Consider the following 12,699-nt stretch of genomic DNA (forward strand, 5'->3'; position numbering starts at 1 on the left):
ATTGAGCGATGCGCGCAAAACGGAATATTAAGACGCTATACGTCATCAGTTTTTTCTTTTCACTGATTCCTGCTTATGTAATTGAACGATTGTTCTGGGAAATGCGTGGGATGTCAGTGCTGGATGTAGTGCTGACAGAGGTCATTTTTGGTGCGGTGATGCTGCTGATGGAGGTCCCGTCAGGTGTGCTGGCTGACCGGATCGGAAGAAAACCGCTGATTGTAACGGGCGTCTTATTCGAGGGTCTGATGTTTGCCATTTTGTTAACAGCAGATTCCTTCTGGCAGTTCGGACTGGCGATTGCTTTTGCCGCGGCAGGAGCTGCTCTGTTAAGCGGAGCTGAAAATGCTCTGTTATACGATTCGCTGGCAGCGGTCAATCGGGAAGAACGCTTTGACTGGCATATTGGCAGACTGCAGGCAGTCAGAATGGTGTCCTTATTTATTGCTGCCATGTCAGGAAGTTTTTTGGCCGTACGTGTTTCACTAGAGGTCAATTACTGGCTATCACTGAGCAGTACACTCATCGCTTTTTTACTGACGTTTTTATTAAAGGATGTGGAACGTAAAGGCGATGAAAGTGAATTTACCATGGCAGGTCAGGTCATTGAAGCGGTCAGGTTTTTTAAAAAGCAGCCTGCTTTGGTATATGTATTGATTTTAGGGATTACGGTTGGACTCGCAGCGGGGTTTGTTGAAGAGTTCTGGCAACTTTATCTTGTAGATGCAGGGATCAGCATCTCATTCTTTGGGCTGTTTTACGGTGTCATTCTGATTGTGCAGATACCGGGTGCCCTGGCCGCCCATTCTCTGCGAAAAAGGTTTGAACGTGGCATGCTGCTTAAAGGTGTGATCCTGACTGGTGCAGCCGCATTGATTCTTTCAGCAGTCCAGGTAAATTGGCTCGGGGCTGCAGCCATCATTTTCTTTTTGCTTGCCGCAGGCATGACAGAGCCGCTGATCATGGGCGCTCTTCACGAAAAAGCAGACAGCAGGATCAGAGCCACCATTGAATCCTTTCAATCATTCGTTTTTAATGCGGTGCTGATTGGTGCAGGCACTGGGTTTGGCTATATCGCTACGAGGTTTACCCTGGCGTCAGGATTTCTGTTTCTTGCGGTTTTTAGCGTGGTTCCTTTAGTTTTAAGAACGTTGATTAAATTAAATCGTTGAGTAAAAAGCAGTCTTCGGGCTGCTTTTTTTCATGGAGACAAAGAGAGGTGTGCAAAATAAATGAAAATAATTCTCAATTAACTATTGATAATCGTTTTCAATTGTAATACAATCATATTGCAAATGAAAATCATTATCAATAAAAGGAGTTAAGAAAATGAATAAAAAGTTATTGTTGTTTATTGTTGCATGTCTGGTCTCTGCTTTCGTGCTGGCAGCTTGTGGCGGCAGTGAGGAAGAATCAACAGATGCGACTGAATCAGATAGCGGCACTGATTTAGAAGAAACTGAGTCTGAGGGCGGCGTGATTGAAGTAGAGCATGCGATGGGGACCACTACTTTAGAAGAAAAGCCTGAGCGTGTTGTATCGCTTTATCAGGGCGCAACTGATACTGTACTTGAGTTTGACGTAACTCCTGTTGGCGTTGTTGAATCATGGGTACAGATGCCAATGTATGATTACATAAAGGAAGATCTTCAGGATGTAACTTATGTAGGTCAGGAAACACAGCCTAATCTTGAAGAGATTGCAGCTTTAGATCCGGATGTGATTTTTGCTTCTCAGATCCGTCATGAAGAGATTTATGAGCAGTTAAATGAAATCGCACCGACGATTGTAAACGAAACAATCTATGATTTTAAAGAAACAACTAACCTGATTGGGCAGGCGCTTGGTGAAGAAGAAAAAGCTGAAACACTTTTAGCTGACTGGGACAGCCGTATCGCTGATTTCCAGGAAAAGATCGCTTCTGATGAAAATTGGCCGATGAGTGCTGCTGTACTGAACTACCGTGCAGATCACGCACGTATTTATGTAACTGGTTTTGCAGGTTCAATCCTTCAGGAAGCAGGATTTGAAGAGCCGATTGAACTGCAGGGTCAAAATGAAGAAATTGTGATGTTAAATGATAAAGAAGCCATTCCGCAGATGAATGCAGATGTGTTCTTCCAGTTCATGGAGGATACACCGGATGTTCAGAATACGTTTGAAGACTGGACTGCTCACCCGCTTTATCAGAACCTTGAAGCTGTTCAGAACGATAACGTATTTACAGTAGATGAGGTTGCATGGAATATGGCTGGCGGTTTGCAGGCTGCGAACCTGATGCTTGATGATATGTATGAATATTTTGAGCTTGAGCAATAAGATTTGAGTGGAGGGGAGGCATATTGCGTCCCCTTTTTCTCATGAAAGAAGAGGCGTTATGATGTTACGTTCCCCTATACTTAAATTCATCGGTCTAATCAGCTTAATCGTAACTGTTATCTTTCTGTTTCTGACAAGTCTGGCTGTTGGTCAGACGGCAATTCCCCTGTCTGAAACGTGGGAAGCGATTATCAGTTATGACCCGAATAATACGAACCATCTTATTATTGGTACCTCCCGTCTTTCAAGAGGACTGATTTCTTTAGTGATTGGTATGAACCTTGCGCTTGCAGGAGTTTTTGTACAGGCGCTGACGAGAAACCCGCTTGCTGCACCTGATCTGTTGGGGATCAATGCAGGGGCCATTTTCTTTATTGTGTTTGCGATCACCTGGCTGGAGATTTCGTCGCTATCGGGCTATATGTGGTTTGCGTTTTTAGGCGCTGCCATCGCAGGGGGAACTGTGTTCTTCCTCGGAAGCCTTGGGCGTGATGGTCTTACACCTATTAAGGTAATTCTTGCAGGAGTCGCGCTATCCGCATTATTTGTCTCCTTTACCCAGGGGATGCTCGTACTCGATGAACAGTCAATTCAGACAGTTCTTTTCTGGATTTCAGGCTCTGTTGCAGGCCGTGACCTTGAGATGCTGCTGTCAGTGCTGCCATTTCTGCTTACTGCCCTTGTCATCAGTCTGTTTATGGCACGTCCAATGGGTGTTTTCTCATCTGGTGATGACGTGGCGAAGGGACTCGGTCAAAAGGTATGGCTGACGAAGCTTGTAATGGGCATGCTGGTCATTGTGCTGGCAGGCGGCTCAGTGGCTGTTGTCGGTTCTGTCGGTTTTATTGGTCTGATCGTTCCTCATATGGCGAAAAGTCTTGTGGGGAATGACTACCGCTGGATCCTGCCTTACAGCGGGCTTTTAGGAGCCGTTGTGCTGCTTGCTGCTGACATTATTGCCCGGGTCATTATCGCACCTCAGGAAGTTCCGATTGGTGTTATGACCGCTTTTATAGGCGGACCTTTCTTTATTTATCTTGCTAAAAAAGGAGTGTCGAAAAAATGAAACAGTGGACATTCCGTTTATTTAACGACCGGGTATCCATTCAGTTTTCGGCACGCTGGCTGATGGTAACGGGTATCTGGTTGTTTGCAGTAGCGTCAGTCTTTTTATTAAGTCTCTCATCAGGGAGTAACTGGATTCCGCTCACTGAGGTATTTTTACAGGTGACTGGACAAATTGATCAGCATTCGTTTGTTGTGGAAACACTCCGTTTGCCGCGTGCGCTGATGGCCATTTTAGTTGGGGCAGCGCTTGGTGTGGCGGGTCTGATCCTGCAAAGTCTGGTCAGAAATCCGCTTGCTTCACCTGATATTATCGGGATTACAAGCGGGGCATCTCTTGGTGCTGTTACATTTATTTCTTTTGGTGCAGGCATCATCAGTATGCAGTATCTGCCGCTCGCAGCAATTGGCGGAGGCTTATTTGCTGCACTGCTGATTTATCTGATTTCGTGGAATAAGGGTGTAACTCCGATCAGACTTGTGTTAATCGGTGTTGGATTGTCAGCGATCATGAAGGCATGTGTGACCTTTATGCTTGTGATGGGTGATACGGCCACCACCACACAGTCTTACATATGGCTGACTGGCAGTATTTATGCGGCATCCTGGAGTGAGGTCAGCTCAATGATCTGGTGGCTGCTGATCCCGATTCCGTTTTTAATCGTATTTGGCAGGGGGTTGAATGTGACAGAGCTTGGTGAGGATTTTTCAGTCAGCGTGGGCATCCGGGTGCAGCTCCAGCAGTTTATCTTTCTGATGTGCAGTGTAATGCTTGCAGGAACAGCAGCTGCTTATGCTGGAGGTATCGGATTTGTCGGACTGATGGCGCCTCATATTGCGAGACGCCTCGTACACCGCTCATTCCCGGGACTAGCTGTTTTGACTGCTTTAATCGGTGCATTTCTTGTACTCATTGCAGACCTTGTGGCACGGACCATGTTCCTGCCGCTTGATATTCCCGCAGGTGTATTCACCGCTGCAATTGGCGCGCCGTTTTTCTTATATTTGCTGTTCCGATACAGGAATCAGTGATTTGATCACTACACGTTTTTAAAAGGAGGCAGATCATGGACTTAGAACAATATCGGGTTGAAAAGAAACACGGCAGGGAAGGCGTGCCGATCAAGCAGCTGGAGGATCCGGATGTGATCGCAGAAGTCGTTGGACGCTATGCCCGTGTCAGTGATATCAAGCTTGAATCAACAGCAGCTTCGTTAGTGATGAAGAGATATGCCGTCATGACTGCAGCGGCGGCACTTGAATATTATGGCCTTTATAAAGGAAAAGAAAATTGGCTCAAAGAAGCAGCATTTCATTTTGATCATTTCGTGTTGCTTGAGGGTGACCAGCATCATGACATGGACGGGGACTGGAAAACTATTGTTTTCGCAGAACACCTGGCGCCTATGGTGCAGCAATTCTCTAAAACCTGTAAAATACCGCAAAAGATTTTATGGGAAAATATCGCTGTGCGCATGCAGGCTGTGTTCCGGAAAAAGGCTGATGAGTATCCTGGTCAGCTGCTGGAAGCGTTATTTAATGAAATGACGGATCCGGAAGCAGAATGGACCGGTGTTGAAACAAACCCTTTTACAACATATCTTCAGCGGCCCGAAAGCTGGGATGTGATTCCTGTCAGGGAAACATGCTGCCGACTTTATCAGATTAAAGAAGGTGAGGAACAGCCATATTGCGGGAATTGTCCGTTGAGATGATGTGCATTATAGGGACGGAGGTTAAGTGTCATGAAGGCACACTTTAACCTCCGTCCCCATTTTTTGTTATAATTGTCTAAAATCCTGTGACTGAGTAAGGGAGAGGTGTCATGTTTGAAAATATGAAGAAAAGCATGGAAGACCAGCGCTTCCGGTCAACATTTTTACAGACACTGCAGACGTTTGAGAAGTCCTTAAGAACTGGTGTCGGGGAAACGAAGGTAAGAAAAATTATCAGAAAGAAGATCAGCCCGGACGCAATGACTGGTATGATTGTCCGCACAATTGAGATGGCGGCTGAAATCAGAGGAATGGCGGTCAATCGGGAATCTATTGAAACATATGCGAACCTTTTATATGCAGAAACGATTTTAATGCAAAAGGTAAACAAAGCATCCCAGCAGGATAAGGTTCCAATCACCCACCATACGCTGATTGAAGCGATTGATGAAGTCAGCAGAGGGTTTGAAAAAGCGATGGATCAGTACGTGAAGCTGAAAACTTCTGATGTGAAGGATGAACTGGTGATTACACGTGAGCTGAGAGGTCAGCGTGAGCGGTTAAAGAAAGAAATGGAAAGACAACGGAGCGCTGGGGCAGAGAAATTGGAATAACAGAGGTGTACGATATGGATAGATTTCTGCTGATTTTTGGTCTCCTCATGTTTGCAGGAGGCTTTATTTTTTTCCTTATGAACTTTATTTCAGAATATGAATCTACGGTATTCATTGTATCCATTATGGTAATGCTGAATGCAGCAATTGCAATCGGGGTTTCTGAAATTCTTAGTAAGTTGAAAGAAGCTGATTGAATGGAGACAAGTATGTACTTTGGAGATGGAGGTTAAGGTGCTGCGATCATGTACGTTAACCTCCGTCCCTAAAGTACGATGAACAAATAAAGATTTGAAACAATTACGCAGAATGATACAATATTAATATGTAGAAATAGTTCGAAAAATAACATTTAAGCTTTTCAATAAAATCTTAGCTTACAAAAGGACGGTAAAAATGAGTAACAAACATATTAAATCAGACGTTATCTTAATTGGCGCCGGTATTATGAGTGCAACGCTTGGATCTTTGCTGAAGGAACTGGCTCCGGATTGGAATATAAAAGCTTTTGAACGACTTGACAGTGCAGGGGAAGAGAGCTCGAATGAATGGAATAATGCCGGAACGGGGCACTCATCTTTATGTGAGCTGAATTATACGAATGAATTGCCTGACGGAACAATTGATGTAACGAAAGCGAATAAAGTAAATGAAGAATTCCAGGTTTCCAAGCAGTTCTGGGCACATTTAGTGAACAGTGGACTGATTGAAAATCCAAAAGAATTTATTATGGCGCTTCCTCACATGAGTCTTGTCCATGGTGAAAAAGACGTTAATTTCCTGAAAAATAGATTTAAAGCGCTTTCAGATAATCCGCTATTCTCAGGGATGGAGTATTCAGATGATCCCGAGAAGCTGAAGGAATGGATTCCGCTGATAATGGAGAATCGTCAGGTGGACCAGCCAATTGCAGCAACGAAAATTGATGCCGGAACTGATGTGAATTTTGGTGCACTGACACGTAAGCTGTTTACTCATTTAGCAGAAGAAGGCGTTTCGGTGAACTACAAGCATCAGGTTGATGATATGAAACGCACTGAAGACGGTGAATGGGAACTGAAAATCCGTGATCTGGAAAACGATCGTCTTGAGTATCATAAAGCGAAGTTTGTCTTTATCGGTGCCGGTGGGGGGAGTCTTCACCTGCTTCAGAAATCGGGTATTCCTGAAAGCAAAAATGTTGGCGGATTCCCGGTAAGCGGGTTGTTTATGGTATGTACAAAGCCTGAGGTAGTTGAGAAGCATTATGCAAAAGTGTATGGAAAAGCACCGGTTGGCGCACCGCCAATGTCTGTGCCGCACCTTGATACACGTTTGATTGATGGAAAAGAGTCATTATTTTTCGGTCCGTTCGCAGGATTTTCACCGAAGTTCCTGAAAACAGGTTCAAATATGGATCTGATTACTTCCGTGAAAAAGGACAACCTCACGACAATGGTTGCTGCGGGGATGAAGAATATGCCTCTGACAAAGTATCTGATTGAACAGGTGCTGCAATCGAAGGAGCAGCGTATGGAAGCACTGCGTGAGTTTGTACCGAATGCAAAGAGTGAGGACTGGGAGCTTGTCGTAGCCGGACAGCGTGTACAGGTCATTAAAGATACAAAGCAGGGCGGTAAAGGTACGCTTCAGTTTGGAACTGAGGTCATCAGTGGCGCGAATGGTTCAATTGCTGCACTGCTTGGCGCTTCACCTGGTGCTTCAACATCAGTATCAGTCATGCTTGATGTGCTGAATGGCTGCTTCCCGGAAGAGATGAAGGGATGGGAGCCGAAGATCAAAGAGATGATTCCTTCTTATGGAAAAAATCTGCTTGATCATCCTGATTTAATTAAGGAAATTAATGAAACGACTTCAGAGGCGCTTGGTCTGGTGAATACCGGTGCTGCGATTGCTGAAGATCCGGTTAAGGCGGAGACAACTGTATAATTTGATGGAATGCCGCGGGCTTTGGAGTCTGCGGCTTTTTATTTTGGCGGGGTGGTTTGAGGGTGTTCGTAGAAAAATTGCTGTGGTTCTTAGATAAGGCGTGGATGTTCTTAGAAAAACCATGACTGTTCTCAGAAAAAATGGTCGTGTTCTTAGAAACTCACCGCACATTCGTAGAAAGGTGACATTTGACCTACATCTGTCGCAAAAAACTGCCTGAAGCACGTCACAGCTTCAGGCAGAAACATCATTTATTTTTTATTCACTGACGCATCATAAATCGTATCAATTGCATCCAGTAAGCCGGCATCAAACTGCTCCTGAGTCTGACCATGACGCAGGTCAGATGCCAGGGCACGTGAGAAGCTTGCGATCAAGCCGTCATTTTCCTTCAGTTTTTCGTTTGCTTCATCACGTGAGTAGCCGCCTGATAGCGCAACAACGCGTACAACACGCGGATGGTCAACGAGTTCTTTGAAGAAATTCGCTTTCGTTGGAATTGAAAGCTTCAGCATGACATTCTGATCGTCAGAGAGATGATCCAGATGCTTTAAAATCTCATCTTTCATGATCGCCTCACATTGTTCTTTATCTTTACTATGGATATTCACTTCAGGTTCAATGATCGGCACGAGTCCGGCATCAATAATCTGTTTGCCGACTTCAAACTGCTGATCAATCACTTCTTTAATCCCGTTCTCATTCGGTTCATTAATGACAGAGCGCATTTTCGTACCAAAAATATGTCTGTCATTTGCACGGCGGAGGGTTTCATCCAGATCATTAATTGGTTTCATGAGCTGAACGCCGTCTTTTTCGTCTGCAAGTCCTTTATCCACTTTTAAAAATGGGACAATCCCTTTTTCCTCCCAGAGATAATCACCAGTATGCTTGCCTTCAATATCACGGTCCATTGTCTGTTCAAACAGGATCGCTCCAAGTATTTTGTCAGATGTAAAAGCAGGAGAAGTGATGATTCTTGTGCGCATTTCATGGACCATATCGAACATTTCATCTTCGTTGGAGTATGCACTTTCCTCCACACCATAAGCTTTCAGTGCCTTCGGGGTACTGCCGCCACTTTGATCGAGTGCTGCGATAAAACCTTTTCCGTTCTTGACCTTATCAAATTGCTCCTGATTCATTTTCTCCACTCCTTTGATATGTAATTTTTTCTGCCACCTATACTCTTCCCTCTAAATTGGACGATCTAACATCAATTTTGAGAAAAATTTACTTATAAATAAAAAATCAGCAGTGTAGACTGCTGATTCAAGAACTCAATATTCCTCATATTCACGCGGGTTCTGGTCGGCAATTCTTCCATCTTCGCGTGTCAGGCCGTTGATTTTCTCCACTTCTTCACTGGATAATTCAAAATCAAACAGTTCAAGGTTTTCACGCTGCCTGTGGGTATTTGCTGATCTTGGCAGTGAGATTGTATCAAGCTGATAGATCCATCTGAGAATGACTTGTCCTACTGATTTGTTATGATTGTTCGCGATGTTTTGAAGCGTTTCATCGTTCAGGACGCTGCCAGCTCTTTCAAGCGGGCTCCAGGCCTGTGTAATGATATCGTGCTGATTGTTATAATCACGCTGTTCCTGCTGTGAAAAGTACGGGTGTAATTCAATTTGATTAACAACTGGCTTTACACCGGTTTCCTTTTCAAGCCGCTCGAGATGCTCAGGCATAAAGTTACATACGCCGATTGAACGGATCAATCCTTTTTCCTGCGCAGTGATCAACGCTTTCCATGCTTCAACATACTGATCCTGTTTCGGGTTGGGCCAGTGGAGCAGATAGAGATCCCAGTAGCTCAGATTAGCCCGGTAAAGCGATTCCTGAATCATTTCCAGAGCACGGTCGTAATCATAGTACTGTGCACGCAGCTTGGAGGTTAAAAATAAATTATCCCGGTTGATGCCCGATCTTTTCACAGCTTCTCCGAGTGTGCCCTCATTATCGTAGCGGATCGCTGAATCAAAAAGGCGGTATCCGTTTTTAATCGCTGCTGTAATCGATTCGACTCCCTGTTCACCTTTTAATGTATATGTGCCAAGTCCTGTTGATGGAATCTTGTAGCCGTCATGCATTGTCCGTTCCGGTATGTTTGTCATCGTATTCTCCTTCACAATTTTTCTTTAATTTTTCCCTGTCATCATTTACCTAAACATAAGAGAGCACCTCAATGCTTTGCTCCTTTGTATAAATAATATATAATAAATGGGTCTTTGGTTTATCGTTCTAAAGTATTGGGTATGGACAAAAAGTACATAAATAAAAGGGGTTTGATTCATGCAGTTGATCAAGGATTCAAATGAAACAGCAACAAATAAATTGGAAGCGTTTTTACAGGTGATTCCTGTGATTCATACGATGCTGCCGGACGTGGGTATTGGCGTAGTGGATACTGAAAAGTGGCTTGCATATTATCCGGGGCGGAAGATTAATATCGGGGCGCGGGCAGGCCGGAAGATAGATCCGAATGAACCACTGGCTGAGTGCATTCGTGATCAGAGGGAAATTAAGCAGGAAGTACCTGAGGAGTTTTTCGGGATTTCATTTACAGGTCTTGCAGCGCCTATTATTGAAAATCAGCAGGTCATCGGCGCAATTGCCATTCAGATACAGGAACAGAATGAGAAAGCACTTAGGGAAATTTCGGATCAGATTTTTGACTCAATTAATCAGGCAAATGAAAGGATTACTTCACTACATAGCGGTTCAGAAGGCCTTGCTGTCCATTCCTCCTCTCTTCTACAGCAATCAACTGAAGCATCTGAGGCAATGAAAAATACAGATGAAGTCATCAACATCATCAAAAAAATCGCCAGCCAGACAAATATTCTCGGGCTGAATGCATCGATTGAAGCAGCGAGAGCGGGTGAACACGGGCGTGGGTTTAACATTGTCGCCAAAGAGATCAGAAAGTTATCAAATGACACACTTGAGTCTACTGAAAAAATCAGCTCCACATTAAAGCAAGTGCAAAGTTCCATACACGAGATTCAGTCAATGGTTGAAAATTTGGTGACTGTGGGGCGTGAGCAGGCTTCAGCTACTGAAGAAATCTCTTCCTTCATTGATGAAATAGAAAAGATGAGCGCGAAGCTGAAAACTTATGCTGCAAAGTTATGATGAAATGACTATATATTCTTAGCAGAATCCTCCGGAACAAAGGAGGTTTTTACATTTATATATACATGCTGTATGAATAAACATACAAAAATGTTCAAAATATTTAAAAAGAAATAGCCTTATGATTTGTCCGACGGTATAATAGAGAGGGGATAAAGTAGAAGTACAATCAGGTAAGATATTATTCCGGTAAAAGATTTCAGAAGGTGCATTGCAACTAATAGGATAGGAGATGTAGAAATGAAAAAACTGATGACAACACTATTTTCACTCGTTTTACTATTAAGTTTGGCAACACCGGCTTTCGCGACAGGGGACACTTCGAATTCAGAAGCATTAGAAGTAGTAGATCAGAAGAACGATGAAATTTATTCTGAAATTGACCATGGCGTAGCAGCCACAGAGGCTTTAAAAGATAACTATTTTAGTGAAATCAGTCAGCTTGAAGAAGTTGCACATGTTTTAGCTTTAAAACAGGAGAAAACAGCGATTCTGGTTGCATTGGAAGCGTCAGGTCAGGAAGATGGGGCATTAAATGCAGTGCTTTCAGAAAAAGAAGCACAGCTTGCTCAGGCACATGCAGGATTAGATACTGCTTCTGAACAGGTACAAACATACTTTGAAATCACAGCGGCATATGAAGCTGAGCGTGATGCAATCATCCAGTATGTCTATGATGTAACGCTTGCCTTAACAGATCAGGGGATTCAGGAAGCAGCTGAGCTTGGATTACTGGCGAAATGCAGCTGGGTGCATGTACGCTTTGGTGATACAAGAGAGTGGATTGATCCGATTGAAATCGTTGGTGGAAGAAGATAAATAATGTTTATGGAAAATAGAACGAGCCTACAGCTCGTTCTATTTTAGGTGTAAGGAGGCATTAACATGAGGGGGTTTAGAATTAATAAGTCTGGTCAATCACTTGAAAAGGTTGATTTTAATACTACAGAAATTAATTTACTTGTTAATCATCCTAAAATGGAAATCATGCACCAGTTAATAAAGAAAGATAAAATGTTTTATATTTACCCAGGTGCTCATGAAGAGGTAATGGAATTTTATTATGTATTATCCGGTTCTGTTAAGTGCGAGGATTATGATGGTGAAAAGGTTATACTCACACCAGGTGATTATATCTGTTCTCAGGGACTCAAAGAACCTGTGCATTTTAAGACACTTGAAGAAGTAAAATTATTGATTTTCACGAACGAAGAATCTTTTTACCACATTAGCGAAAAACTAGGGGCTCTTGAAGAAGCTTCGAAAATGGTAGAAGCAAAAGATCGTTATACAGCTAACCACAGTCAAAGGGTAGCTGAATACTCAGTTGGGATTGCCAGGAAAATGAAAATGGATACAGGTCATTTGAAAAGGCTAACCCGTGCAGCTTTTCTGCATGACATCGGCAAAGTCAACGTTCCTGAAGAGATCCTCAATAAACCGGGAAAACTGACAAATGAAGAATATGAAATTATGAAAAAACATCCTGCAGACGGCGCTCACATGGTTGCGCAGACGTATTATAAAGATCTTGCTCCAATTATTCATCAGCACCACGAACGGCTGGACGGTTCCGGTTATCCGGACGGGCTGAAAGGTGATGAGATCCTGATTGAGGCAAGAATTATAGCAGTCAGTGATACCTTTGATGCGCTGACCGAAGACAGGGTTTACCGTAAAGCCTGGACTGCTGCTAGTGCTTTAGAGGAGATCAAGGCGCATAAGGGCGATTTATATGATGAAACAGTGGTTGAGTTATTTGAAGAAGTACTGCGTGAAGAAGGAAAAATTGATTGACACTTTTCTTTAGATCACGTAAAGTAAACGTTGCGATGAGCTCGTTTGCATAAGACGTTCGGATGTTATCACGTTGTGGAGCGTGGTCCGGCGCCGCAAATTTTGAGGAACCCCCTGTT

13 protein-coding genes are annotated in these 12,699 nt (G+C 43.5%); 11 read left to right on the forward strand and 2 right to left on the reverse strand.

The annotated features are described in order from the left end of the window. The first annotated feature begins 8 nt into the window (after nucleotides 1-8). From UFB30_RS01070 to UFB30_RS01105, 8 genes are all read left to right on the forward strand, one after another. Nucleotides 9-1,172, forward strand: coding sequence for an MFS transporter (locus UFB30_RS01070; RefSeq protein WP_322419818.1), 1,164 nt, complete (start codon nucleotides 9-11; stop codon nucleotides 1,170-1,172). 157 nt (nucleotides 1,173-1,329) lie between these two features. Beyond that, nucleotides 1,330-2,319 carry an ABC transporter substrate-binding protein gene (locus UFB30_RS01075; RefSeq protein ID WP_322419819.1) on the forward strand — a complete coding sequence of 330 codons (990 nt, stop codon included), beginning with the start codon at nucleotides 1,330-1,332 and terminating at the stop codon, nucleotides 2,317-2,319. Between the two features lie 61 nt (nucleotides 2,320-2,380). Further along, nucleotides 2,381-3,385, forward strand: coding sequence for a FecCD family ABC transporter permease (locus UFB30_RS01080; protein WP_322419820.1), 1,005 nt, complete (start codon nucleotides 2,381-2,383; stop codon nucleotides 3,383-3,385). Continuing rightward, nucleotides 3,382-4,416 carry a FecCD family ABC transporter permease gene (locus UFB30_RS01085; protein ID WP_322419821.1) on the forward strand — a complete coding sequence of 345 codons (1,035 nt, stop codon included), beginning with the start codon at nucleotides 3,382-3,384 and terminating at the stop codon, nucleotides 4,414-4,416. The genes UFB30_RS01080 and UFB30_RS01085 overlap by 4 nt, the downstream gene beginning before the upstream one ends. A 35-nt stretch (nucleotides 4,417-4,451) precedes the next feature. Next, the gene (locus UFB30_RS01090; RefSeq protein WP_322419822.1) at nucleotides 4,452-5,099 is read left to right on the forward strand and encodes an IucA/IucC family C-terminal-domain containing protein; all 648 of its coding nucleotides are present in this window, start codon (nucleotides 4,452-4,454) and stop codon (nucleotides 5,097-5,099) included. 110 nt (nucleotides 5,100-5,209) lie between these two features. Next, entirely contained in the window at nucleotides 5,210-5,713 is a 504-nt protein-coding gene (locus UFB30_RS01095; protein WP_322419823.1) for a hypothetical protein, read from the forward strand. A gap of 14 nt (nucleotides 5,714-5,727) precedes the next feature. After that, nucleotides 5,728-5,910, forward strand: a complete 183-nt coding sequence (locus tag UFB30_RS01100; protein WP_322419824.1) for a hypothetical protein — start codon at nucleotides 5,728-5,730, stop codon at nucleotides 5,908-5,910. 199 nt (nucleotides 5,911-6,109) lie between these two features. Further along, the gene (locus tag UFB30_RS01105; RefSeq protein ID WP_435390772.1) at nucleotides 6,110-7,642 is read left to right on the forward strand and encodes a malate:quinone oxidoreductase; all 1,533 of its coding nucleotides are present in this window, start codon (nucleotides 6,110-6,112) and stop codon (nucleotides 7,640-7,642) included. 251 nt (nucleotides 7,643-7,893) lie between these two features. On the opposite strand, the gene UFB30_RS01110 is transcribed toward UFB30_RS01105, so the two are convergent. Next, on the reverse strand, nucleotides 7,894-8,787 hold the full coding sequence (locus UFB30_RS01110; RefSeq protein WP_322419825.1) for a fructose bisphosphate aldolase: 894 nt from the start codon (nucleotides 8,785-8,787) through the stop codon (nucleotides 7,894-7,896). Nucleotides 8,788-8,922: 135 nt separating this feature from the next. After that, nucleotides 8,923-9,762 (reverse strand): aldo/keto reductase, encoded by an 840-nt coding sequence (locus UFB30_RS01115; protein WP_322419826.1) that lies wholly within the window; start codon nucleotides 9,760-9,762, stop codon nucleotides 8,923-8,925. A gap of 178 nt (nucleotides 9,763-9,940) precedes the next feature. Between UFB30_RS01115 and UFB30_RS01120 the strand changes: the two genes are divergently transcribed. From UFB30_RS01120 to UFB30_RS01130, 3 genes are all read left to right on the forward strand, one after another. Next, nucleotides 9,941-10,783, forward strand: a complete 843-nt coding sequence (locus UFB30_RS01120) for a methyl-accepting chemotaxis protein (RefSeq protein ID WP_322419827.1) — start codon at nucleotides 9,941-9,943, stop codon at nucleotides 10,781-10,783. A gap of 240 nt (nucleotides 10,784-11,023) precedes the next feature. Further along, on the forward strand, nucleotides 11,024-11,602 hold the full coding sequence (locus UFB30_RS01125) for a hypothetical protein (protein ID WP_322419828.1): 579 nt from the start codon (nucleotides 11,024-11,026) through the stop codon (nucleotides 11,600-11,602). 66 nt (nucleotides 11,603-11,668) lie between these two features. Beyond that, nucleotides 11,669-12,580, forward strand: coding sequence for an HD domain-containing phosphohydrolase (locus UFB30_RS01130; RefSeq protein WP_322419829.1), 912 nt, complete (start codon nucleotides 11,669-11,671; stop codon nucleotides 12,578-12,580). Nucleotides 12,581-12,699: the final 119 nt, after the last annotated feature.

This window comes from Jeotgalibacillus haloalkalitolerans (genome assembly GCF_034427455.1).
Classification (GTDB): Bacteria; Bacillota; Bacilli; order Bacillales; family Jeotgalibacillaceae; genus Jeotgalibacillus; species Jeotgalibacillus haloalkalitolerans.